Genomic DNA, 21,708 nt, shown 5'->3' with positions numbered 1-21,708 from the left:
CGCGAGAGCTGCCCGGAAACCGGTGCAACACCTTGCCCCGCGGCTCATTTTGTGCTGATATTGAATGAACGTTCAGCAAATGGAGATGCATATGAATGAGGCCGTCCGCAATCTCTCCATTCCGGAAAACTGGGATCGGCGCGGCCTGCCCGGCTGGTGCTATCACAGCGAAGCGCTGCTGGACCTCGAGCGGGACCACGTGTTTCGCGCCCACTGGCAGATCGCCTGCCATGTCAGCGACATTCCCGAGCCCGGCGACTACCTGACGCTGGACATCGTCGGCGAGCGGGCTCTCATCCTGCGCGACCGGGACGGGGCGGTGCGCGCCCTGCACAATATCTGCCGACATCGCGGCTCGCGGCTGGTGACGGAGCCCACAGGCCATTGCAGCAATGCGCTCGTCTGTCCCTTCCACGGCTGGGTCTACAATCTCGATGGCACGCTGCGCGGTGCGGCAAGGCCGAAGAGCTTCCCGCCGCTCGACAAGACCGAGTTCGGCCTGAAGCCGATCGAGGCCGAGGTCTGGATGGGCTTTGTCTTCATCCGCTTCCGCAAGGGGCCGCAGCCGGATGTGGCGAGCCTGATGCAGCCCTTTGCGGCGGAGCTTGGCGCCTATCAGCCGGAGACCTTCGTGCCGACAGGCGGCGTGTGGACGCAGGAAACCCCCGTCAACTGGAAATCCGTCCGCGACGTCGACAATGAGGGCTACCACGTCGCCATGGCCCACCCGGCCCTGCAGGATCTCTACGGCTCGACCTACTACGACGAACCCTTCGTCAACGGCCTCTGCCGCTCCTACGCCACCTACAATCCCCATGCCGGCCGCCGCTGGAGCGTGCGCAATTACGTACACCTCGCCCCGCCGGCCACGCATCTGCCGGAAGGGTTACAACGGGCCTGGGTCTATTTCGGGCTGTTTCCGAACGCGGTCATCGCCACCACGCCGGAACTCGTGCAATTCTACCAGGAATTCCCGCTTTCGACGGGCCACACGCTGCTGCGCGGCGCCATCTATCGCCGCAACGACGAGGATCGCCGCACGCGGGTCGCCCGCTACCTCGCCGCCCGCATCGACCGCGACACCCAGGCCGAGGATGTGCAACTGACCGTCTGGTCCAACGAGGCCATGACAGCGAAAGCCTTCGAGGGCTTCTACCTCTCCGACCTCGAATATGGCGTGCGCACCCACCATGATCACCTGCGCGCGGTGCTGCCCGTCATGGCACTTGATGAGGCCCCGGAAGAACGCGACCTCGCCGCCCTCAATGCGTCCTTGAGCGCCACGCGCTGAAGGATCGCAAAGACAGGAGGCCGGCTCTCAGCCGGCCCACAGACCCTCGCGCACCAGTTCGTCCATCGTCGCGCGGATAGACTCGCGCAGGATTTCCGTCATCGTGTCGATCTGCGCGCGCGTGATCGTCAGCGGCGGCGACATCACGCACATGTTGATCAGCGGGCGCACCAACAGGCCGCGCTCCTGGCAATGACGGTCGATGCGCTTGCCGACCTCGAGATCGAGCGCCAGCGGGTTCTTGTCGACATGGTCGGCCACACATTCGATGCAGGCCATCAGGCCGATGCCGCGCACCTCGCCGACCAGAGCGAGATCGCCGAGCGTCGACAGGCTCTCTTGGAAATAATCGGAGAGGCCGCGCACATGCGCCAGAAGCCCGCCCTCCAGAAGATCGAGATTGGCGAGCGCGACCGCACAGCCGATCGGATGGCTCGAATAGGTGTAGCCGTGCGAGAACATCGCATCGGGGTGGTTCGAGGCCCGCAGCGTCTCCAGAAGCGCGCTGGAGAGCATCACCCCGCCGAGCGGGAAATAGCCCGACGTCACGCCCTTCGCGAAGGTGATCATGTCGGGCGCGATGCCGAACACATCGTCAGCGGCAAAGACATGGCCGAGCCGGCCGAACGCGGTCACCACCTCGTCGGCGATGAACAGGATATCGTTCTGCGCGCACAGCGCCCGGATGCGCGGCAGATAGCCCGTCGGCGGAATGATCACGCCGCCCGACGCCATCACCGGCTCGGCGACAAAGGCCCCGATCCGCTCGGCCCCGACCCTTTCGATGGTCGCGCGCAGTTCCTCCACCAGACTGTCGCAGAAGGCCGCCTCCGAATGACCAGCCGGCCGGCGGAACGGATTGGGGCAGGACAGCTTGATCACCTGCGACGAGAGACTGTCCATCCAGTCATGGTCGCGCGGCCGCCCGTTCAGCGAGGCGCTGAGAAAGGTGGAGCCGTGATAGGCGCCCTGCCGGGACAGGATCATCTTTTTCTCCGGCCGTCCCCGCACATTGTTCATGAACTGCATGAAGCGCAGCGCCGTCTCCACAGCCGAGGAGCCCCCGGTCGTGAAGAACACATGGTCGAGCCCAGCCGGCGCATGGGCAGCCAGACGCTCGGCCAGGAGCGCCGAAGGTTCGCTCGTCGTGTACCAAGGCGAATTATAGGAGAGCGCCATAGCCTGTCGCGACATGGCCTCGACGAGTTCCGGGCGCCGATGGCCGGCATTCACGCACCACATGCCTGCGGGCCCATCGATCAGCCGCCGTCCCTCGCTGTCATGCACATAGATGCCGTCGCCATCGCCGAGAAAACCGCGCGCCTCCGCGCCGATCGTTTCCGCCGTTGGCCAGGGCTGCACGAGATGGCGGCTTGCGACGGCCGTCACCGCCTCTGCGGCGCCAGGCGCGCCAACAGGTGTCTTATGAACCGCAGCCATCATATCCTCCACATGAACAGCCTCCTGAAAAGAATGGATAATGGAGGCTTATATTGAATGTCCGTTCAATCAATATTTCAGAAATTCCCCTTGCCTTCAATCCCGTTTTGCGGCTTCATGACAGACGGGAACAACGACAGGCGAAACGCCGTCATTATCGTCGGGAGATGCGACATGGCTGAATGTCGTGAAGGCGCTGCCTTGCATGCCGGCTCGGGCGGGCAATTGTGACGATGGCGGCCGCAAGCCCCGGGCGCGAGCCGGACCAGAGCCCGCTACACCGCACGGCGCCCGCACCGGGCGGCTGGCGCACCGGCGAGGCGGCGAGCGGCCTTGCCCTCATCTCCCCGACCCTGCTGTACGCCGCCTTCCTGCTGCTGCTGCCGATCCTCATCGTCTTTGCCTACTCCTTCTGGACGCAGGACTTCCTGACGATCGACCACACCTTCACCCTTGCCAACTACCGCGCCGCCCTGACGGAGCCGATCTATCTCGACCTTCTCGGCCGCTCCCTCATCAATGCGCTCAGCGTCTCCGTGCTCGCAGTGCTGATGGCCTATCCGCTCGCCTATTTCATCTCCTTCTACGGCGGCGCATCGAAGAACCTCTGGCTGTTCCTCATCACCGTGCCCTGCTGGACGAGCTATCTCCTGCGCATCATGTCCTGGAAGATCGTGCTCGGTTACAATGGCGTGCTGAATTCCGGCCTGATGCGCCTTGGCCTGATCGACAAGCCGATCGAAACCCTCGTGTACAACAGCAATGCCGTCATCATCGCGCTGCTGCACAGCTGGCTGGCCTTCGCGGTGCTGCCGATCTTCGTCTCGCTGGAAAAGCTCGACCGCTCCCTGATCGAGGCCGCCCACGACCTTGGCGACACGGCGGTGCAGCGCTTCCTGCGCATCATCCTGCCGCTGACGCTGCCGGGCGTGACCTACGCCTTCCTGATCGTCATGATCCCGACGGTCGGCGACTACATCACCCCCAAGCTCATCGGCGGTTCGGACGGCGTGATGATCGCAACCGCCATTCAGGCCCAATTCGGCAAGGCCGCGAACTGGCCGCTCGGCGCGGCGCTGTCAATCACCACGATGATCGCCGCCTCGCTGCTGGCAGGCCTCGTGGTGCTCGTCGGCCGCCGACTGGTGAGGGCGCTGGCATGAAGGGCACACCTTTCCTCTTCAAGGGCGGCTGGCTGACCCTCTACATCGTCCTCATCCTGTCCTTCCTTTACCTGCCGATTGCGCTCATTCCGCTGTTTTCCTTCAACAATGCAGCAGCGGTCGCCTTCCCGCTCTCCGGTTTCACCTTACGCTGGTACGACGCGCTCTGGGGCAACAAGGAGATGCTGCGCGCCGCCCTCAACAGCCTCCTGGTTGGCATCATTGTCGCGTGCCTGTCGACGCTGCTCGGCATTCTCGCCGCCCGCGCCCTGACGCGCTACCGCTTTCCCGGCAAGCGGGCGGCCACCGCGTTCCTGTCGGCACCGCTCTTCCTGCCGGAAATCATCGTCGCGGTCTCGCTGCTGACCATCATCCTGTCGGTAGGCCTGACCCCGTCGCTGGTCGCCGTCGCCCTCGGCCAGACGATCTTCTGCCTGCCCTATTCCATGTCGGTGCTGGTTGCCGGCTTCGAAGGCATGGACCGATCGCTCGAGGAGGCCTCCCGCGACCTCGGCGAGACCGCGGCCGGCACGTTCCGCCGCGTCACGCTGCCACTCGTTGCCCCCGCCATCGTCTCCAGCCTGATCGTGTCCTTCACCGTCTCGCTCGACGAATTCATCCTCGCCTTCTTCCTTGCCGGCACCGAACCCACCCTTCCGGTCTACATCTGGGGGCAACTGCGCTTTGCCGCGAAACTGCCGAGCGTCCTTGCCCTCGGCAGCCTCATGCTGCTCGCCTCCATCCTTCTCATCACCCTTGCCGAAAGCGTGCGCCGCCGCGCCGAACGCCGGCTGGAACAGCAGGTGCTCCTCTGATGACAGACCCGATGATCGCCATTCACGCGCTGGAAAAATCCTATGGCATCTACAAGGCCCTGCACGCGGTCTCGCTCGATGTCGCGCCCGGCGAGTTCTTCTCGCTGCTGGGCCCCTCGGGCTGCGGCAAGACGACGCTGCTGCGCTCCATCGCCGGCTTCGAAACGCCGAGCGCCGGCGATATCCGCATCGACGGGGAGAGCGTGATCGGCAAGGCGCCCAACCAACGGCCAACCAATATGGTGTTCCAGAACTACGCGATTTTCCCGCACCTGTCGGTCGCCGAGAACGTCGCCTACGGGCTGAAACGGCTGAAGCTTTCGCCATCGGAGGAAAAACGCCGCGTCAGCGAGGCGTTGGACCAGGTGCGCCTCGGCAGCTACGGCGAGCGCCGCGCCCAGCAATTGTCGGGCGGCCAGCGGCAGCGTGTGGCGCTCGCCCGCGCCCTCGTGCTGCGGCCGAAGGTGCTGCTGCTGGATGAGCCGCTCTCGGCGCTCGACAAGAAGCTGCGCGAGGAAATGCAGGTGGAACTTCGCGCCCTGCAGCGGGCCGTCGGCATCACCTTCGTGCTTGTCACCCACGACCAGTACGAGGCGCTGGCGCTTTCCGACCGCATCGCGGTGATGTTTGCCGGCCGTGTTGCCCAGATCGCCACGCCGAAGGAAATCTACCAGCATCCGCAAAGCCGGGAGGTGGCCGCCTTTCTCGGCGGCATGAACTTCCTCAGCGGCCGAATCCTGAACGAAACCGCCACCAGCCTCAGCGTCGAGGCGGGCCGCTTCGGCACCGTGGCTGCCACAAAGCCGGCCGGCTTCACCCGCACGGGCGAAACGACTGCCCTCGGCATTCGGCCCGAGCGCCTACGTATCCTCTGGGAGCCGCAGGACACGCCCCACCAGATCACCGGCACCGTCGTCGACCGCGATTATTTCGGCGAGACGACCCACCTCAGAATCCGCGCCGAAGGACTCGACGAGCCGCTCTCGGTGATCGAGACCAACAGCTTCGGCGCCGATGATCTGCCCCGCGGCGCAACCGTCCAGCTCGCCTATGACCCGGAGGCCTTCGTCGCGCTGGCCGATTGAACCGCAGGCTCAATAACCGGCTTTGATCTTCTCGAATTCGGCGATCATCTTCTGGCGCAAATCGGTGGGCAGCGGCTGCTGGAACAGCGTGTTCTTCAGGAAGCCGTCGACATTGTCATAGCCCTTGGCCTTCAGCACGTCCGGCGGGACCGCGGCCATCCCCTTGGCGTTGCCGTGGCCGTAACCCCAGGTTTCCACCAGATATTTCGAGACGGCAGGATCGGAGATCGCATTGAGGAAATCGTACTGATGCGCCTCGTCGGCAGTGGCACCCTTGAGGCGCACATAGCCGCACACCCAGGTGGAAACGCCAACCGCAGTGTCCTTGAGCATCTCCACCGGCTGGCCGCTGGCCTTCAGCGAGGACGCCGTCTCGTTCCAGCCCCAGGCGACATCCAGCTCGCCGCTCGCCAGCGCCTGGCTGAGATCGGTGTTTTCCGTCCAGTACATGCGGACGTTCTTGTTGAGGGCGCGCAGGAAATCGGAGGCCTCCTGGAACTGGGCATCGGTCATCTGCGTCCAGTCCTTGAGGCCTATAGCAAGACTTGCCAGCGCGTAGGCATCATCCACATTGTCGCCGATCGAGATGCGTCCCTGAAATTTTGGCTCCGTCAGCGCCTTCAGCGTCGGGATATCCTCCGGCTTCACCGTGTCGGAACGGTAGAGAACCAGCGAATTGCCCCATTCGAAGGGCAGGAACCAGGCCTTGCCGTCTTCGCTGGTCATCAGGTTCTTCATCGCGGCAATGCCGGGTTCGATATCCTTCCATGCCGTCAGCTTCGCGGTATCGAGCGGCTCGATCAGCCCCGCCTCGCGCCACCGGGGAATGCTCTGCGAACAGGGATGGGCAAGATCGGCGGCAAAGCCGGAGCGCAGCTTTTGGAAGGCCTCTTCCTCGTCGCCGAAGAAAGTGAAATCCGGTTCGCTGCCATATTTGGCGGTGTAGGCTGGATGGTTCGATGGGTCCTCGTAGCCGGACCAGTCGAAGACCGTCAGTCCCTCGGCACGGGCCGGAAGGACCGTGGCAAGAAGCAGGGTGGACAGGAGCGCCGCCGTGACGCCGCGGGCAGACAATCGGGTCATTCTCATATCGCCTCCGTTCCGGCCGCCATCGGCCACAAGACATGGACGGCCCTTAGCGCGGCAACGGCAGAGGAAGAATGATCCTCAGCTCCGCCCGTTTTCGAGCACGCCCGCATGCGTGAAGTGGCGGGGAAAGGCCGCCACCACGAATTCCACTGCTGCCGCATAGGCCGTCTCACGGGTCAGACCGTCGCCCAGCATCAGCCGCAGCCACAGTCCCTCCATCATCGCACAGAGCGAGAGCGCCATGCCCTCGGCATCAAACCCGTACCCTCCATCGGCCTTCAGCGTCACGCAGAGCGACACGAAGGTCTGCTGGTAACGCTCGTCGCGCGCCCCGCACAGCGCCTGATAGGTCGGGCGGGACTTCGCCTCGCCCCAGAAGGCGCACCAGGCCGCCAGCTTGCGCCGCGTGCAGATCCGCCGGTCGAAATCAGCGGCGACCAGCGCCCAGAGCTGCCGGGCCGGGTCGTCACCGGCCGCCTCGAGCTGCGCCGTCCAGTGGTTGGCATATTCGTCGGCCATGTGCTGCAGCGTGGCGACGAGCAGCTTGTCCTTGCTTTCGAAATGGAAGTTGACGATGCCGCGCGACAGGCCTGCGCCATCCGCTACATCCGCAAGCGTCGTCTCCGCATAGCCGCGCTTGGCGAGCGAATCGATCGTCGCCTCGATCAGCTGCATCTGCCGCAGTTCCTTCGATGCCTTTCGGCCTCGCTTTTCCTGCGTCTTCGTCTCCGTCTGGACATCGGCTTCCATCATGCTTCCCTTGTTGACCGCTGTCCGCTGTACACCATTTCGCCCGCCGGCGGCAGACCGCCGCGCTGCGCTGCCGCGTCCGCCTTCCCGACCTCATTTCGCAAAAATCCTATCGCGATTTCAGGATTTTGCAACATACTGACTGAACATTCATTCAATAAATATGGACAAGACGGCATCTGCCGTGCCACGATTTTGTGACCATGGCGCCGCGCAGACGGGAACGGCGGCCGATGGCAGGGCAAGGGGGCGCGAGAATGCAGACCTATGACGTCGCGATGATCGGCGCTGGCCACAACGGGCTGGTGACGGCCTGCTACCTGCAGCGCGCCGGGCTCAATGTCATCGTGCTCGAAAAGAACGACTGGGTCGGCGGCGCCGCGACCAGTCGGGAACTGACACCGGGCTTCCTCTATTCCAACTGCTCCTACGTCTGCTCTCTCTTCCGCCCCGAGATCATGCGCGATCTCGAACTGCCGCGGCACGGGCTGCAGGTCATCGCCTATGAGGGCGGCGCGGTACTGATGCGCGACGGCGACTACCTCGCCTCCTACCGCGACCACCACAGCCACCGGCGCGAATTTGCCCGCTTCTCGCGCCGCGATGCCGAGGCCTACGAGCGCTATGCCCGCGACGTAACGCGCCAGTGTCGCTTCATCCAGCCCCTGCTGATGCGCACCGCCCCCGACCCCTTCTCCTTCAAGCCGCGCGACATCTCCGAACTGCTCTATCTCGCCCGCAAGTTCGGGGAATTCTCCGCAGACGAGATGGCGGCCACTTTGCGCTTCTGGACCATGTCCATCTCCGACTTCCTCGACGAATATTTCGAGACCGACGTGATCAAGGCCTACCTGGCGCTTTCTGGCATCATCGGCACGGCGCTCGGCCCGATGTCGCCGGGCACGGCCTATGTGCTGCTGCACCACTACATGGGCGAGGTCGACGGCTCCGTCGGGGCCTGGGGCTATGCACGCGGCGGCATGGGCGCCGTGACGAAGGCGCTCGCCTCCTCCTTCCAGGCCTCCGGCGGGGTCATCCGGACCGGCGCGGGCGTCGAGAAGATCCTGACGCGCGGCGGCCGCGCCGAAGGTGTCGTGCTCGAAGGCGGCGAGGAGGTCCGCGCCCGCCTGACGGTGTCGAATGCCGATGTGAAGCGCACCTTCCTGAAGCTCGTCGATGAGAAGGACCTGCCCGAACGCTTCGTCCACCGCGTGCGCCATTTCAAGATGCGCGGCTCCTCTGGCAAGGTGAACATCGCGCTCGACTCCCTGCCGGAATTCCCCGCCTTGCCGGCCGGCTCCACCTGCATCAAGGGCGACCTCCACTTCACCGACAGCGTCGAGCGCATGGAGAGGGCCTATGACGACTGGAAGGCCGGGCGCTGGTCGGCCGATCCTTTCCTCGACATGATGATCCCGACCACGCTCGACCCCACCATGGCCCCGCCCGGCAAGCACTTCGTCTCGACCTTCGTGCAATATTGCCCACCGAAGATCGAAGGCCGCGACTGGAGGGATGCCGACCGGGACGGTTTCGCCAAAACGGTGATCGACCAGATTTCCGCCCATTCGCCGGGCTTCCGCGAGCGAATCCTGCACATGGAGGTGCGCACCCCGCGCGAGATCGAGGCCGAGGTCGGGCTGACGGAAGGCAACATCTTCCAGGGCGAACTGACCTTCGACCAGTTGCTCTTCAATCGCCCCGTGCCCGGCTATGCGCAATATCGCAGCCCCATCCACGGCCTTTACATGTGCGGCTCCTCCACCCATCCGGGCGGCGGCGTCATGGGCGCCCCCGGACGCAATGCCGCGGCCGAGATCCTGCGCGACCTCAGAAGACCCAACGAGCATATGAGCCCCGCCCATGACGTCATCTGACACGCCCACACCCGCGGCCGGAACCTGCGATGTCATCGTCATCGGCGGCGGCCACAATGGCCTGACGGCCGCCACCGTGCTGGCGAAGGCGGGCCGCTCCGTGCTGCTGCTCGAAGCGGCTGAGACGCTGGGCGGCGCGACGCGCCCCTACACCTTTCATTCCGGCTTCCGCAGCCCCGGCCTTGCCCATCTCCTCAACCGTCTCGACCCGGAGGTCGAGAAGGCACTCGGCCTTGATCTCACCCGCGATGCCGCGCTGACACCGACGACGGTGCTCGCACCCGGCCGTCCGGCCGTGACGCTGCGCGGCGCCTATGGCGAAACGGTCAAGGGCGTGACGCCGGAGGAAGCGCGCGCCTTTGCCGCGCTGCGCCGCAAGCTGATGTTCCAGGCCTCCGTGCTCGGCCGCTTCCTGCGCAAGGCCCCACCCCGTCTCGATGGTGCGCACCTCTCGGATCTTCTAACCGCCGGCGGGGCGGGTCTGAAAATGCTGTCGCACGGGCGTGAAGAGGCGCGGGATCTCCTGCGCATGCTGCTGACCAATGTCGCCGATGTCGCCGACGAGTTTCTCACCGACGACCGCCTGAAAGCGCTGCTGGCCTGCGACGCCACCCTGGGCTTCCGGCTTGGCCCGCGCTCGCCGACCTCGCTCATCGGCCTCTACTATCGCCTGACCGGCGAAATCGGCGGGAAGCGCGGCGGCCAGATCCCGGCTTCCCGTGTTGCCCAGGCCTTCGAGGCCGCCGCCCACACGGCGGGGGTTACGATCCGCACCGGCGCCCGCGTTGCCGCCATCCTCACGGAGCGCGGCGCCGTGACCGGCGTGCGCCTCGCGGACGGAACGACGCTCGCCGCCACATCCGTCGTCTCCGCGCTGCATCCGCGCACCACCTTCCTCGACCTCGTCAGCCCGGCCGAATGCGACACCGGCCTGGTGCGAGCACTGACCCATTACCGGACGGACGGCGTGACGGCGCGCATCGATATCGCGCTCGACCGCGCCCCGGTCTTTCCCGGCGCGCCCGCCGATGCCGCAACCGGCCGCATCGTCGTCGCCCGCTCGCTCGGGCAGGTGGAGGAAGCGTTCAACGCCGTCAAATACGGGCGCGCCTCCGAGGAACCCGCCCTGGAAATCACCGTGCCGACCCTCGCCGATCCCGATCTCGCCCCGGCCGGGCGGCACACCCTGTCCATCCTCGCCCAATACGCGCCCTATAGGCCGCGCGAGGGCTGGGGAACGGAAGGGCCTGCTTTTGTCAGTCGCGTCCTCTCGCTGCTGGAAAATGTCTCGCCCGGCATCGGCGCCACCATTATCGCCGCAGAACTGCTGACACCCGACGCCATGGAAGAGCGCTTCGACCTGCCGGGCGGCCACTGGCACCACGGCGAAATGCAGCCCGACCAGCTTCTCGTCAATCGCCCGATCCACGCGCTGTCCGGCTACCGGACGCCGATCGACGGGCTCACCCTTGCCGCCGCCGGCTCCCACCCGGGCGGCGGCATTTCTGGGCTGCCGGGCCTTCTGGCAGCCCGGACCCTCATGGCCGGCAGCCGGCCATGAGGGTCACCGCCGAGGCAAAGAGATCAAGGAGAGGCCGATGACGCTGACCATGCGCCTCAGAGCGCAAGCCCATATCGAGACGCCACGGCTGGAAACCCCGTTTCACCCGCGCCTTGCCGCCCTCGACCGCGTCAACGACTGGTACAACTGGGCCGGCTACAAGGCGCCGCACGCGCTTGATGACACGGAACTCGAATATTTCGCGATCCGCTCCACGGCCTCGCTCTTCGACCTCTCGCCCATGGTCAAGTACCGGATCGAGGGCAAGGATGCCGAGCGCTATCTCAACCGCCTGACCCTTCGCGATGTCAGCCGGCAGAAAACTGGCACGGTGCAGTATACCGCCTGGTGCGACGATGCCGGCCATGTGCTCGATGACGGCACCCTGTTTCGCCTCGCGCCCGATGTCTTCCGGCTGTGCTGCCAGGACCGGCACCTGCCCTGGCTGCTCGACAGCGCCATCGGCTTTGATGTCGATATCCGCGAGGAGACGGAGGAGATCGCCGGTCTTGCGCTGCAGGGCCCGACCGCCTTCGCCACGCTCAAAGCCGCCGGCCTTGGCAATGTGGCGAGCCTGCGCCCCTTCCAGATCACGACGCTTCCCGCCCCCTTCGGCGACGTCACGATCTCGCGTACCGGCTTTACCGCCGATCTCGGCTACGAGCTTTTCGTGCCAAGCGAACATGCACTGGCGCTGTGGGACCTCATCCATGCGGCCGGGCAGGCCTACGGCCTCAGGGCCATCGGCTACGATGCGCTGAACCGCGCCCGCATCGAGGCTGGCTTCATCGTGGCGGGGGCGGATTTCATCGGCGCCGACATCGCGCTTCGGCCCGGGCGCGAGCGCATGCCGGACGAGATCGGACTGGACTGGCTGGTCGATCCCGCAAAGCCGCATTTCAATGGCCGCCGCGCCATCCTCCACGCCCGCCGCACCGGCGCGCTGAAACACGTTCTGGTCGGACTGGAAATCGAGGGCAACGTGCCGGCCGAAGGCGCCATCGTCTATCATGGTCGCAGCCGCGAGGCCGGCGTCGTCACCGCCGCCATCTGGTCGCCCACCGCCAAGCGCAACATAGCCCTTGCCTCGCTCACCCGCCCCTTCGGCACCGAGATCACGAACGACCTCTGGGTGGAAATCTACGCCCTTCGCGAACTCTCCTACCAGAAGATGATGAAGCGCGCCGTCATCGTACCGCGCCCCTTCGTCTCCCTGCCGCGCCGCACCGCCAATCCGCCCGGCCTGTTCTGATCCGATGGACGAGGAGCGCGCCCGCAACCTTCGCCTCATTCTCACGCCGCCCGGCCTCGCCTGGTCGGGCCGGTCGCGCTATGCGGCTGCGGCCTTCTTCCATGCGGCCGGCGCGATGGATGAGGAGACGCTGGAGATCTATCGCATCTGCTGCCGCCTTGACGGCGAAGATCCGTGCGACGTTCTGCGCCGCTGGCAGGTCGGCGCAGCCTGGCTTGACTGGCTGGATGATGCGGCGCGTGGACTCAGCTCCGATGAAGCGTAAGCAATACCTGACACGCTGACGCCCTACCGCTTGATTCCGGCCGTCAGCGTCTCGTGGATTTCGATCAGCGATGGCCCTTTGCGCGCCGCCGCTTCGGTCAGCGCCGCCGCGAGATCCTCGAGCCTGGCAAGCCGTTTACCCGGAATGCCATAGGCCTCGGCAGCCTTGGGGAAATCCGGCGCGCCCGGTCGCACGCCTTCCGGCACGATGCCATTGTCGATCATGTAGGTCTCGATCTCCTGATAGCCGTCATTGTTCCAGACGAGGAAGATCACCGGCGCGGATATATCGGCAGCCGAGCCGATCTCGGCCAGGGAAAACTGGATGCCACCATCCCCGACGAGGCAGATGACCGGAGCGCCGCCGACACCGACGGTAGCGCCGATCGCAGCCGGCGGCGCATAGCCAAGCGCGCCGAAGCCGGTGGCGGAATTGAACCAGCTGCGCGGGCGCGGCGCGTTGCAGAAGAGGTTGCCGGCATAGACGACCTGCGTCGAATCCCCGACGATCGTCACCTCCGGCAGCGTCTTGTAGATCGTATCGATGATGTCGATCTCGGCCCGCATCTTGGCGGTCAGCTCCTTCAATGTGGCCTTGCGCGCCGCTTCGGCCCGCCGTGCGCCGTCACCCGCGACATCGTCCGGCAGGAAGCCGAGCATGCCAAGCGCCGCCGCGCGGGCGCCCGAGAGGATCGACATGGCGGTCTGCGGCCCGGCGGCCAGCTGCGTGGCATCGATATCGATGCGGATCAGCTTGTCGAGCAGCGGAAACCCGCCATCGGCATACATGTCATAGTCGGTTTGCCCCATCTCCGTCCCGAAGGCGAGCACGAGGTCGGCATCGCGAATGAGGGCGCGCACGGCCTTGAGACTGGGGCTCGCGGGCACATTCAGCGGATGCCCGGCCATCATCCCGCGCGCGTTGACGGTGGTGACGACCGGTGCCCCGATCCGCTCGGCAAGGTCGCGGATTTCCGCCTCTGCCGTGATGGCACCGCCGCCGCACAAAATGACCGGTCGGCGTGCCTCCGCCGACAGGATCGCCGCCTTCTGCAGCGTTTCCGCATCGGCGCGGGGGCGCGTGGCCTGCGCCGGGCGCACGGTTGCCGGCAGGCTGACCTTCGCCGCCATCACATCCGTCGGGATTTCGATATGCACGGGGCCGGGACGTCCCGAACCGAGCACGGCAAAGGCTCGTTCGATCACAGCCGGCAGATCAGCGGGATTGAGCAGCGTGTGGCTGTAGAGCGCCACCGTCTTTGCCAGCGCGTGCTGGTCGGGCAGCTCGTGCAGCAGGCCGCGTCCGTGGCCGAGCGAATCGCGGCGGTTGACGCCGGAGATGACGAGGATGGGGATGGAATCCTGCCGCGCCTGCGCCATCGCCGTCAGCGTATTGGTCAGGCCCGGCCCGGTGATGACGAGCGCGACGCCCGGCCTGCCGGTGACGCGCGCATAGCCGTCGGCCATGAAGCCGGCGCCCTGCTCGTGGCGAGGCGTCACATGCCGGATCGGCGAGGCCGCAAGCCCGCGATAAAGCTCGACCGTATGGACGCCGGGAATGCCGAAGACGACCTCGACGCCGTTCAGCGCCAGCAGTTCGACCAGCGCCTCGCCAACGGTCAAGGCCTTTTCTGTGACGACGGGTTCAGCGCTCATGCACGACGCTCCTTGCGCGGTTGAATGCGGGCTGCCAGCGCATTCATGCGTCGGCAGGCCTCCTCGATCCTCGTCTCCGTGACCGTGAGGCTGAGGCGGATGAAATCCTTGGCCTGCTCGCCGAAGGAGGCGCCCGGCATCACGGCAACGCCCTCCTCTTCCAGAAGCCGCCAGGCGAAGGTTTCGCCATCGAGCCCGGTGGCGGAGACATCGACCACGATGAACATGCCGGCTTCCGGCCGGTGCGGCGCGAGCACGCCTCCGCCCGACAGTGCCGTGCAGATGCGCGACGCGCGGCCCTGATAGGCGGCGCGCATGGTCGCAGAGGTCGTGATCGGGTTGGACAGCGCATAGGCCGTCATATCGGAGATAAAGGGCTGCACGCCGAACAGCATGGTTTCGGAGACCGGCAGCAGCCGCCGCGCAAACTCCGCCGGCCCCACCGCCCAGCCGCTGCGAAAGCCCGGCGCGGCATGGGACTTGGAGATGGAGGAAACTACGATGGTCCGCTCGGCAAGATCGGGATCATCGAAGGGCGAGGCAAACGCACCGCCGAAAATGAGCTCCTCATAGACCTCATCGCAGACGATCCAGAGATCATGGCGGCGGGCGACGGCACCGAGGGCGGCAATCTCATTGCGGGTGAGCGTCGCGCCCGTCGGGTTGTGCGGCGTGTTGAGCAGCAGCACCCGGCAGGCCGGCGTCAACGCCCGCTCCAGATCCTCCGCCTGCATATGGAAGCCCCGCTCGGGCCTGAGCGGCACGTAGACGGGCTCGGCGCCCGTGGCGCGGATCACCGCTTCGTAGGTGGCATAGAGCGGATCGCCGACCAGCACCCCGTCACCCGGCTCGCAAAGGCCGAGCATCACCGCGAACAGCGCCGTCTGCGTGCCCGGAAACACCATGACATTGTCGACCGTCACGTCGGCGCGTCGCTGCCGGTACTTCGCCGCGATCGCCTCGACCACGGCCGGCTCGCCGCGCCCGTTCGAGTACCGATAGCGGCCGGCATTCATGGCGGCCTGGCACACCGAGATCAGTTGCGGATCGACCGGCAGATCCGGCTCGCCAATCGTCAGCTCGATGATATCGCGGCCCTCGCGGGCGAGTTCCCGGGCCCGGATGTGCAGGGCCCATTTGCCGGAGCCGAGATCGGCGAGGCGGTCGGTTATGGTCGAATAGCGCATGTCGTTCCCCCTGTTGTCAAAGAGACGGCCCGCCTTGTGCAAGGCTCGGGCGCAAATCCCTCGGTCCTGTCCTTCGTTTCCGGCCGCAAAGGCCGTCAGCCCGCCCCTTGCAGCGACAGCCCGAGCAGGGCCTCCACCGACCCCGTCGCGATGCGGATCAGTTCGCCATCCGCGAAGAGATCGCCCGCAAGGCAGCCTTCCAGCCACAGCCCGTCCATCAGGCCGTTGATGGCGATGGCCTGCGCGCGGCAGATGCCCGGATCGGCGGTGAGCCCGCGCAGCACCCGGAAGTCGGCAATCAGCCCCTCGAGCGAATCGCGAAAGGCGAGATAGCCCTCGCGATGCACCGCCGCCAGCACGGGATCGGACCCGACCTGGCTGATGAAGGCCGCCCAGAGCGACAGGCTGCGGCTGTTGGCGACGGGCTCCGTCAGGTTGATGACGATGAAGTCGCGCAGCCGGCTTTCCGGATCGCCCGTGAGATTCTCCGCCTTCTCCGTCAGGGACGCGATCAGGCTTCGATAGGCGGCCGCGATCAGCTGGTCCTTGGTCTCGAAGTAATGCCGCACCAGACCTGCCGTCACGCCGGCCCGCGCCGTGATCTCGCGCACGGTCGCCCCCTTGAGGCCAAGCTCCGAGATGCAGTCGAGGGTCGCGGCGATCAGCTCCTGCCGCCGCTCCGCCTCCGGGGCCCGGTGGAAGGTCCGGCGCATCATCCCCTCAGAACCGGCCGCGTCAGGCAGGTCGGCCCGCCTTCGCAGGCGATGCACAGCGCATCGGCCTCGAACACGGCCACGGTGCAGCCGGCCGCTTCCATCGCCGCCTTCGTCTGCGGAAAGCCGTCGACCATGACGACATCCAGCGGCTTCAGCGGCAGCACGTTGAGGCTGAGGCCGTTGCTGGCGTAAAACTCCTCGGCCGGCGCCTCGATCAGCCGGATGCCGCGGGCCTTCAGCAACTGATAGAACGGCGCCGGCAGCAGCGGCGCGAAGACCAGCGCGAGATCGTCCGCGAGCGGGCTCATCACCGACATCAGATGCAGGCACGCTTCCTCCCCCTGCCAGAGCGGCAGGTCGAAGCCGATGACGGTGACGCCAATCGGCGCGAGGATGGCGGACAGTTGCTCGATGCCCGCCTGATTGCTGCGCACGCCACGCCCGACGATCAGGGTCGAACGATCGAGCCAGATGCAGTCGCCGCCCTCGACGGTACCGGGAGCCTCAAGGCGCCCGAGAATGGGAATGCCGGCGGCGCGATAGGCCGCTTCGTGCAGATCCGGCTCGCCGGCACGGAGCGGCTTGCCCATGGCAAGGATGACGGCGCCCTTGTCGGTCATCAGCGAGGGGTCATGGGTGAACATGGCGTCGGCCAGCCCGTCGCCATTGTCCTCGAGCCAGAGGATTTCGGCCCCCGACGCTTCCACCAGCCGCGCGAAGGCGCTGTACTGTTCCACCGCGCGCGGCCCGTCGAAACCGGGGCCATAGTGCCAGCGCGCCGCATCGGCACCTGCAAGACTGGGCCCGGGCCGGCGCATCAGAACACGCGTCAAGGCGGCGGACATTTCCTGGGAACCGTAACGGGACATGCTTGCTCCTGAAGAGGGGGACGAACGGAAGAGGCGATCACGACCGGGTCAGAAAATCGCGAACATTGCTTATTGTACACTTGAATAATTACCTCGCAAGTGCAACGATGCAATCCGCAAGACGACGTGACGAGCAAAAACCGCCGCACGGGAAAAGGGGAACAGTCTCGCATGAAAGCTGTCGCGCAACCGCGCGGCCCGGCGCTGGAGGTCCGTCTGTGACATTAGCCGCCGAGGCCATATCCGTATCCGATCTCCACAAGCGCTTTGGCCCGCTGGAGGTCTTGAAGGGCGTTTCGCTCACCGCCCGCGAAGGCGACGTCATCGCCATCATCGGCGGGTCCGGCTCAGGCAAATCCACCTTCCTGCGCTGCATCAACATGCTGGAACTGCCGAGCGCCGGCTCTGTCGCCATCCGCGGCGAAACGATCCGCATGAAGCCGGACGGGCGCGGCGGCCAGATGCCCGCCGATCGCAAGCAGATCCAGCGCATCCGCTCGCGCCTCGGCATGGTCTTCCAGAGCTTCAATCTCTGGCAGCACATGACGATCCTGCAGAACATCATCGAGGTGCCGATCCATGTGCTCGGCATTCCCCGCGCCGAGGCGATCGCCACCGCGGAAGCGCTCCTCGCCCGCGTCGGGCTGGAGGCGCGACACGATGCCTACCCCGCCTTCCTCTCCGGCGGCCAGCAGCAGCGCGCGGCCATCGCCAGGGCGCTCGCCATCCAGCCGCATGTCATGCTCTTCGACGAACCGACCTCGGCGCTCGACCCGGAACTCGTCGGCGAAGTGCTCTCGGTGATCGGCGACCTCGCCCGCGAAAAGCGCACCATGCTGCTCGTCACCCACGAAATGAAGTTTGCCCGCAACGTCGCCAACCACATCGTCTTTCTCGCCGACGGCAAGATCGAGGAACAGGGGCCGCCGGACGCCATCTTCGACAATCCGCAATCCGAGCGCCTCAAGCGCTTCATCCGCTCCATTCACTGACGTTACGCCACCGACCTCCCGAGAAAGGAAAGCATCATGAAGAAAGCTCTTTCGATCTGCGCACTGGCGCTCCTCGCCGCCCTTGCCAGCACTGCCGGTGCCAAGGCCGAACAGGTCAAGGTCGGCTTTGCCGCCGAGCCCTACCCGCCCTTCACCTCGCCGGATGCCAACGGCAACTGGGTGGGCTGGGAAGTGGATTTCCAGAAGGCGATCTGCGCCGAAGCCAAGCTCGACTGCGTGATCACCCCCGTCGCCTGGGACGGCATCATTCCGGCATTGACGAGCAAGAAGATCGACATGATCATCGGCTCCATGTCGATCACCGACGAGCGCAAGAAGACCATCGACTTCTCCGACAAGTACTACAACACCCCGACCGCCGTGATCGGCGCCAAGGGCGTCCCCTTCGAAGCCACGCCCGAAGGCCTTGCCGGCAAGATCCTCGGCGTCCAGGCATCGACGATCCATGCCGACTACGCCAAGAAGCACTTCTCCACGGCCGCCGAAATCAAGGAATATCAGACACAGGACGAGGCCAACCAGGATCTCGCCGCCGGCCGCCTCGATGCCGTCCAGGCCGATTCCATCACGCTCGAAGCCTTCCTGGACAGCGAGCAGGGCAAGGCCTGCTGCGAGATGAAGGGCAATGTCGCCGATGATCCCGTCATCCTCGGTGCCGGCGTTGGCGTCGGCCTGCGCAAGGAAGACACGGCGCTGAAGGAAAAGATCAACGCCGCCATCAAGGCGATCCGCGCCAATGGCACCTATGACGCCTTCTCCAAGAAGTACTTCGACTTCAACATCTACGGCGAATGACGGCTCGATGCGGCGGGGGTGACCCCGCCGCCTTCCTTTTCGTGAAAGGATAGATGCGCATGGCCGCCGATGCCTCAAGCCTGATTGACTGGAGCCTGCTTGCCTTTTCCGCCCCGGGCTGGGGCGGTGTGCTGCTGGCCGGCTTCGTCAATTCCATCCAGATCGCCATCGGCGGCTATTCGCTCGGCCTCCTGCTGGGCGTCGGCGGTGCCTTCGGCAAGCTCTATGGCGGGCCGATCACGCGCGACCTGCTGGAGATTTACACCACCCTCGTGCGCGCCGTTCCGGAACTGGTGCTGATCCTGCTCCTTTACTACGCGGGCACGGACGGCGTGAACCAGGTGCTCGCCCTTGCCGGCTACCCGCCCATCGACATCAGCGGCCTTGCCGCCGGCATCTTCGTCATCGGCGTCGTGCAGGGTGCCTATTCGACCGAGGTGCTGCGCGGCGCGATCAAGGCCGTACCCTCGGGACAGATGGAGGCGGCCCGCGCCTATGGCATGGCGCCGGTGCAGATGCTGCGGCGCATCACTCTGCCGGCCATGCTGCCCTACGCCATTCCCGGCTTGGCCAATCTCTGGCTGATCGCCACCAAGGACACCGCGCTTCTGGCCGTCGTCGGCTTCAGCGAGCTGACGCTGGTCACGCGGCAGGCGGCCGGCACCACGAAGCACTACATGCTGTTCTTCGTTGCCGCCGGCGTGCTCTACCTGTTGCTGACTTTGGTCTCGAACGGCCTCATCGCCCTCATCGAGCGGCGCGCCCGGCGCGGTTTCCCGGAGGTGGCATGAGCAGTTCCAACGCCCCATCCCCCAAGGCGGACATGCCGCCGGAGCCCGGCGCTCCCGATGCCCGCGACCATGTGGCCGCCATCATGCCCGCCGCTCCTGAAAGCAGTGCACTAAAGGCGCTGCTGGTGCCGCACCGCATCGTGCTGATGCTGATCTTTGCCGGCGCCATCCTCGCCATGGCGCTTCTGATGCGCTGGGACTGGCTGCCCGGCTACCTGCCGCGCATCGGCTCCGGCATTGTCGTGACGCTGATCATGCTCTTTGCCTCCGCCGGCCTCGGCTTCCTGCTTGCGGTGCCGCTGGGGCTCGTGCAGGTTACAGGCCCCTGGCCATTGAAGCGGGCAGCGCAGGCCTTCTGCACGCTGATCCGCGGCACGCCGCTGCTGCTGCAGCTCTGGCTGCTCTATTACGGCCTCGGCTCGATCTTCGCGCAGTATCCGGAGATCCGCTCATCCTTCCTGTGGCCCTATCTCCGCCAGTCCTGGCCCTACGGGCTCGCGGCCCTGACCATCTCCTTCGCCGCCTATGAGGGCGAGGTCATGCGCGGCGCCTTTGCCGGCATCCCGGCCGGCGAGTTGGAGGCGGGCCGCGCCTATGGCATGGGCCGTTTCACGCTCTTTCGCCGCATCTGGTTGCCGCGGGCTGTCCACCGCGCCCTGCCGACGCTGGCCGGCGAGACGGTGCTGCAACTGAAGTCGACGCCGCTGGTTGCCACCATCACCGTCATCGACGTCTACGCCGTCATCTCGCGCGTGCGGCAGGAGACCTTCCTCACCTACGAGCCGCTCCTGCTGCTCGCCGCCATTTATTGCTGCCTCACCGGCATTCTCGTCGTCGCCTTCCGGGCGCTCGAGAACCGGATACCGACACGGGGTGTCTGACATGACCCGCCTGCCCGAACTGACCAATGCCGTGCCGGAGATGATCGCCATGCGCCGCGATCTGCACGCCCATCCCGAACTCGGCCTTGAGGAAGAGCGGACCTCCGCCGTCGTCGCTGCCCAGCTGGAGGCGCTCGGCTACACCGTCACGCGCGGCCTTGCCCGCACCGGCCTCGTCGCCACCCTCACCAACGGGGCCGGTCGCTCGATCGGCATCCGCGCCGACATGGACGCCCTGCCGATTCACGAGGAGACGGGCCGCGACTATGCCAGCACCATCCCCGGCAAGATGCATGCCTGCGGCCATGATGGGCACACCGCCATGCTGCTCGGTGCGGCCCGGATGATCGCCGAGCGACGCAATTTCGAGGGCACCGTGCATCTGATCTTCCAGCCGGCGGAGGAGAATGTCGGCGGCGCGAAGATCATGGTCGAGGAAGGCCTGTTCACCAGATTTCCCTGCGACGCCGTCTTTGCGCTCCACAACGAGCCCGGCCTGCCCTTCGGGCAATTCGCGCTGCGCGACGGGCCGATCATGGCCGCCGTCGACGAGGCCCGCATCACCGTGCACGGCCGCGGCGGCCACGGCGCCGAGCCGCAGGAGACAGCCGACCCCATCGTCTGCGGCGCCTCCATCGTCATGGCCCTTCAGACGATCGTCTCGCGCAACATCGATCCGCAGGATCCGACCGTCATCACCGTCGGCTCCTTCCACGGCGGCTCGGCCAGCAACATCATCCCGGAAAGGGTTGAGATCGTCGTCGGCATCCGCTCCTTCAACCCCAAGGTCCGCGACGAACTCGAACGCCGCATCCGCCTGATCGCCGAGGCGCAGGCAGAGAGTTTCGGCATGCGCGCCACCGTCGATTACGAGCGCAGCTACGACGCCACGATCAACCACACCGCCGAGACGGACTTCCTGCGCGGCGTGGCGGCGCGCTTTGCAGGGGCGGAAAACGTCGTCGACCTCGCCCGCCCCTACATGGGCAGTGAGGATTTCGCCTATATGCTGCGCGCAGTGCCTGGCAGTTACTTCTTCCTCGGCAGCCGCGTGACGGGCGAGGAAAAGCCGCTGCACCACCCCGCCTATGATTTCAACGACGACCTTCTGCCGATCGGCGCCGCCTTCTGGACGGAGCTTGCCGAAACCTTCCTCGCCCGCAAGGCCTGAAACGGCGAAAGGCGCGGCCGGGAAACCCCGCCGCGCCGTTTC

At 66.0% G+C, this 21,708-nt stretch carries 20 protein-coding genes; 13 read left to right on the top strand and 7 right to left on the bottom strand.

Annotation, left to right across the window (positions count from 1 at the left end; translation table 11 throughout):
* The first annotated feature begins 91 nt into the window (after positions 1 to 91).
* Positions 92 to 1,291, top strand: a complete 1,200-nt coding sequence (locus F3H41_RS13960) for an aromatic ring-hydroxylating dioxygenase subunit alpha (protein ID WP_149739303.1) — start codon at positions 92 to 94, stop codon at positions 1,289 to 1,291.
* Positions 1,292 to 1,318: 27 nt separating this feature from the next.
* Here F3H41_RS13960 and F3H41_RS13955 read toward each other — a convergent pair whose 3' ends face one another.
* Entirely contained in the window at positions 1,319 to 2,731 is a 1,413-nt protein-coding gene (locus F3H41_RS13955; protein WP_149739302.1) for an aminotransferase, read from the bottom strand.
* 233 nt (positions 2,732 to 2,964) lie between these two features.
* Between F3H41_RS13955 and F3H41_RS13950 the strand changes: the two genes are divergently transcribed.
* The 3 genes from F3H41_RS13950 to F3H41_RS13940 are packed head-to-tail and all read left to right on the top strand — an operon-like array spanning position 2,965 to position 5,794.
* A complete protein-coding gene (locus tag F3H41_RS13950; RefSeq protein WP_149739301.1) occupies positions 2,965 to 3,894 on the top strand; it encodes an ABC transporter permease in 930 nt (309 codons plus the stop codon).
* Positions 3,891 to 4,709 carry an ABC transporter permease gene (locus F3H41_RS13945; protein ID WP_149739300.1) on the top strand — a complete coding sequence of 273 codons (819 nt, stop codon included), beginning with the start codon at positions 3,891 to 3,893 and terminating at the stop codon, positions 4,707 to 4,709. Before F3H41_RS13950 ends, F3H41_RS13945 begins: the two co-directional genes overlap by 4 nt.
* A gap of 11 nt (positions 4,710 to 4,720) precedes the next feature.
* Positions 4,721 to 5,794 (top strand): ABC transporter ATP-binding protein, encoded by a 1,074-nt coding sequence (locus F3H41_RS13940; RefSeq protein ID WP_149739421.1) that lies wholly within the window; start codon positions 4,721 to 4,723, stop codon positions 5,792 to 5,794.
* Between the two features lie 9 nt (positions 5,795 to 5,803).
* Here the strand turns inward: F3H41_RS13940 and F3H41_RS13935 are convergent, their stop codons facing one another.
* Both F3H41_RS13935 and F3H41_RS13930 read right to left on the bottom strand, forming a co-directional pair.
* Positions 5,804 to 6,877, bottom strand: coding sequence for an extracellular solute-binding protein (locus tag F3H41_RS13935; protein WP_149739299.1), 1,074 nt, complete (start codon positions 6,875 to 6,877; stop codon positions 5,804 to 5,806).
* Positions 6,878 to 6,961: 84 nt separating this feature from the next.
* Positions 6,962 to 7,633, bottom strand: coding sequence for a TetR family transcriptional regulator C-terminal domain-containing protein (locus F3H41_RS13930; RefSeq protein ID WP_244616193.1), 672 nt, complete (start codon positions 7,631 to 7,633; stop codon positions 6,962 to 6,964).
* 257 nt (positions 7,634 to 7,890) lie between these two features.
* Here F3H41_RS13930 and F3H41_RS13925 point away from each other — a divergent pair, with 257 nt between their 5' ends.
* The 4 genes from F3H41_RS13925 to F3H41_RS13910 are packed head-to-tail and all read left to right on the top strand — an operon-like array spanning position 7,891 to position 12,588.
* Entirely contained in the window at positions 7,891 to 9,510 is a 1,620-nt protein-coding gene (locus tag F3H41_RS13925) for an NAD(P)/FAD-dependent oxidoreductase (protein WP_149739297.1), read from the top strand.
* Complete coding sequence (locus F3H41_RS13920; RefSeq protein WP_149739296.1) at positions 9,497 to 11,071, top strand: NAD(P)/FAD-dependent oxidoreductase; 1,575 nt, start codon at positions 9,497 to 9,499, stop codon at positions 11,069 to 11,071. The genes F3H41_RS13925 and F3H41_RS13920 overlap by 14 nt, the downstream gene beginning before the upstream one ends.
* 37 nt (positions 11,072 to 11,108) lie before the next feature.
* Positions 11,109 to 12,323: an aminomethyltransferase family protein gene (locus tag F3H41_RS13915; protein ID WP_149739295.1), complete on the top strand. Its 1,215-nt coding sequence runs from the start codon at positions 11,109 to 11,111 to the stop codon at positions 12,321 to 12,323.
* 4 nt (positions 12,324 to 12,327) lie between these two features.
* Complete coding sequence (locus F3H41_RS13910) at positions 12,328 to 12,588, top strand: hypothetical protein (RefSeq protein ID WP_149739294.1); 261 nt, start codon at positions 12,328 to 12,330, stop codon at positions 12,586 to 12,588.
* A gap of 23 nt (positions 12,589 to 12,611) precedes the next feature.
* Here F3H41_RS13910 and F3H41_RS13905 read toward each other — a convergent pair whose 3' ends face one another.
* The 4 genes from F3H41_RS13905 to F3H41_RS13890 all read right to left on the bottom strand — a co-directional run bounded on the left by F3H41_RS13905 (position 12,612) and on the right by F3H41_RS13890 (position 17,015).
* A complete protein-coding gene (locus F3H41_RS13905) occupies positions 12,612 to 14,243 on the bottom strand; it encodes a 5-guanidino-2-oxopentanoate decarboxylase (RefSeq protein ID WP_149739293.1) in 1,632 nt (543 codons plus the stop codon).
* Positions 14,240 to 15,430 (bottom strand): pyridoxal phosphate-dependent aminotransferase, encoded by a 1,191-nt coding sequence (locus F3H41_RS13900; protein ID WP_149739292.1) that lies wholly within the window; start codon positions 15,428 to 15,430, stop codon positions 14,240 to 14,242. The genes F3H41_RS13905 and F3H41_RS13900 overlap by 4 nt, the downstream gene beginning before the upstream one ends.
* Before the next feature lie 95 nt (positions 15,431 to 15,525).
* Positions 15,526 to 16,146 (bottom strand): TetR family transcriptional regulator C-terminal domain-containing protein, encoded by a 621-nt coding sequence (locus F3H41_RS13895; RefSeq protein WP_149739291.1) that lies wholly within the window; start codon positions 16,144 to 16,146, stop codon positions 15,526 to 15,528.
* A complete protein-coding gene (locus F3H41_RS13890; RefSeq protein ID WP_149739290.1) occupies positions 16,143 to 17,015 on the bottom strand; it encodes an arginine deiminase family protein in 873 nt (290 codons plus the stop codon). Before F3H41_RS13890 ends, F3H41_RS13895 begins: the two co-directional genes overlap by 4 nt.
* Positions 17,016 to 17,233: 218 nt before the next feature.
* On the opposite strand from F3H41_RS13890, the gene F3H41_RS13885 reads away from it, so the two are divergent.
* From F3H41_RS13885 to F3H41_RS13865, 5 genes are all read left to right on the top strand, one after another.
* On the top strand, positions 17,234 to 18,007 hold the full coding sequence (locus F3H41_RS13885; protein ID WP_149739289.1) for an ATP-binding cassette domain-containing protein: 774 nt from the start codon (positions 17,234 to 17,236) through the stop codon (positions 18,005 to 18,007).
* Positions 18,008 to 18,043: 36 nt separating this feature from the next.
* Positions 18,044 to 18,823, top strand: coding sequence for a transporter substrate-binding domain-containing protein (locus F3H41_RS13880; protein ID WP_149739288.1), 780 nt, complete (start codon positions 18,044 to 18,046; stop codon positions 18,821 to 18,823).
* Between the two features lie 59 nt (positions 18,824 to 18,882).
* Positions 18,883 to 19,614 (top strand): ABC transporter permease subunit, encoded by a 732-nt coding sequence (locus tag F3H41_RS13875; protein WP_149739287.1) that lies wholly within the window; start codon positions 18,883 to 18,885, stop codon positions 19,612 to 19,614.
* An 83-nt stretch (positions 19,615 to 19,697) separates the two neighbouring features.
* The gene (locus F3H41_RS13870; protein ID WP_149739420.1) at positions 19,698 to 20,495 is read left to right on the top strand and encodes an ABC transporter permease subunit; all 798 of its coding nucleotides are present in this window, start codon (positions 19,698 to 19,700) and stop codon (positions 20,493 to 20,495) included.
* A gap of 1 nt (position 20,496) precedes the next feature.
* Positions 20,497 to 21,666 carry a M20 aminoacylase family protein gene (locus F3H41_RS13865; protein WP_149739286.1) on the top strand — a complete coding sequence of 390 codons (1,170 nt, stop codon included), beginning with the start codon at positions 20,497 to 20,499 and terminating at the stop codon, positions 21,664 to 21,666.
* The last annotated feature ends 42 nt before the right edge of the window (positions 21,667 to 21,708 follow it).

The organism is Rhizobium sp. RU20A (assembly GCF_900155885.1).
GTDB lineage: Bacteria > Pseudomonadota > Alphaproteobacteria > Rhizobiales > Rhizobiaceae > RU20A.
Note: the sequence above shows the minus strand (reverse complement) of the source record. Positions and strands in the feature narration are given on the sequence as shown.

What these genes read in the sequence shown, in the direction of transcription:
- F3H41_RS13960 (WP_149739303.1), top strand. Translation starts at nt 92, where the DNA reads ATGAATGAGGCCGTCCGCAATCTCTCCATTCCGGAAAACTGGGATCGG.
- F3H41_RS13955 (WP_149739302.1), bottom strand. Translation starts at nt 2,731, where the DNA reads ATGGCTGCGGTTCATAAGACACCTGTTGGCGCGCCTGGCGCCGCAGAG.
- F3H41_RS13950 (WP_149739301.1), top strand. Translation starts at nt 2,965, where the DNA reads ATGGCGGCCGCAAGCCCCGGGCGCGAGCCGGACCAGAGCCCGCTACAC.
- F3H41_RS13945 (WP_149739300.1), top strand. Translation starts at nt 3,891, where the DNA reads ATGAAGGGCACACCTTTCCTCTTCAAGGGCGGCTGGCTGACCCTCTAC.
- F3H41_RS13940 (WP_149739421.1), top strand. Translation starts at nt 4,721, where the DNA reads ATGATCGCCATTCACGCGCTGGAAAAATCCTATGGCATCTACAAGGCC.
- F3H41_RS13935 (WP_149739299.1), bottom strand. Translation starts at nt 6,877, where the DNA reads ATGACCCGATTGTCTGCCCGCGGCGTCACGGCGGCGCTCCTGTCCACC.
- F3H41_RS13930 (WP_244616193.1), bottom strand. Translation starts at nt 7,633, where the DNA reads ATGGAAGCCGATGTCCAGACGGAGACGAAGACGCAGGAAAAGCGAGGC.
- F3H41_RS13925 (WP_149739297.1), top strand. Translation starts at nt 7,891, where the DNA reads ATGCAGACCTATGACGTCGCGATGATCGGCGCTGGCCACAACGGGCTG.
- F3H41_RS13920 (WP_149739296.1), top strand. Translation starts at nt 9,497, where the DNA reads ATGACGTCATCTGACACGCCCACACCCGCGGCCGGAACCTGCGATGTC.
- F3H41_RS13915 (WP_149739295.1), top strand. Translation starts at nt 11,109, where the DNA reads ATGACGCTGACCATGCGCCTCAGAGCGCAAGCCCATATCGAGACGCCA.
- F3H41_RS13910 (WP_149739294.1), top strand. Translation starts at nt 12,328, where the DNA reads ATGGACGAGGAGCGCGCCCGCAACCTTCGCCTCATTCTCACGCCGCCC.
- F3H41_RS13905 (WP_149739293.1), bottom strand. Translation starts at nt 14,243, where the DNA reads ATGAGCGCTGAACCCGTCGTCACAGAAAAGGCCTTGACCGTTGGCGAG.
- F3H41_RS13900 (WP_149739292.1), bottom strand. Translation starts at nt 15,430, where the DNA reads ATGCGCTATTCGACCATAACCGACCGCCTCGCCGATCTCGGCTCCGGC.
- F3H41_RS13895 (WP_149739291.1), bottom strand. Translation starts at nt 16,146, where the DNA reads ATGATGCGCCGGACCTTCCACCGGGCCCCGGAGGCGGAGCGGCGGCAG.
- F3H41_RS13890 (WP_149739290.1), bottom strand. Translation starts at nt 17,015, where the DNA reads ATGTCCCGTTACGGTTCCCAGGAAATGTCCGCCGCCTTGACGCGTGTT.
- F3H41_RS13880 (WP_149739288.1), top strand. Translation starts at nt 18,044, where the DNA reads ATGAAGAAAGCTCTTTCGATCTGCGCACTGGCGCTCCTCGCCGCCCTT.
- F3H41_RS13875 (WP_149739287.1), top strand. Translation starts at nt 18,883, where the DNA reads ATGGCCGCCGATGCCTCAAGCCTGATTGACTGGAGCCTGCTTGCCTTT.
- F3H41_RS13870 (WP_149739420.1), top strand. Translation starts at nt 19,698, where the DNA reads ATGCCCGCCGCTCCTGAAAGCAGTGCACTAAAGGCGCTGCTGGTGCCG.
- F3H41_RS13865 (WP_149739286.1), top strand. Translation starts at nt 20,497, where the DNA reads ATGACCCGCCTGCCCGAACTGACCAATGCCGTGCCGGAGATGATCGCC.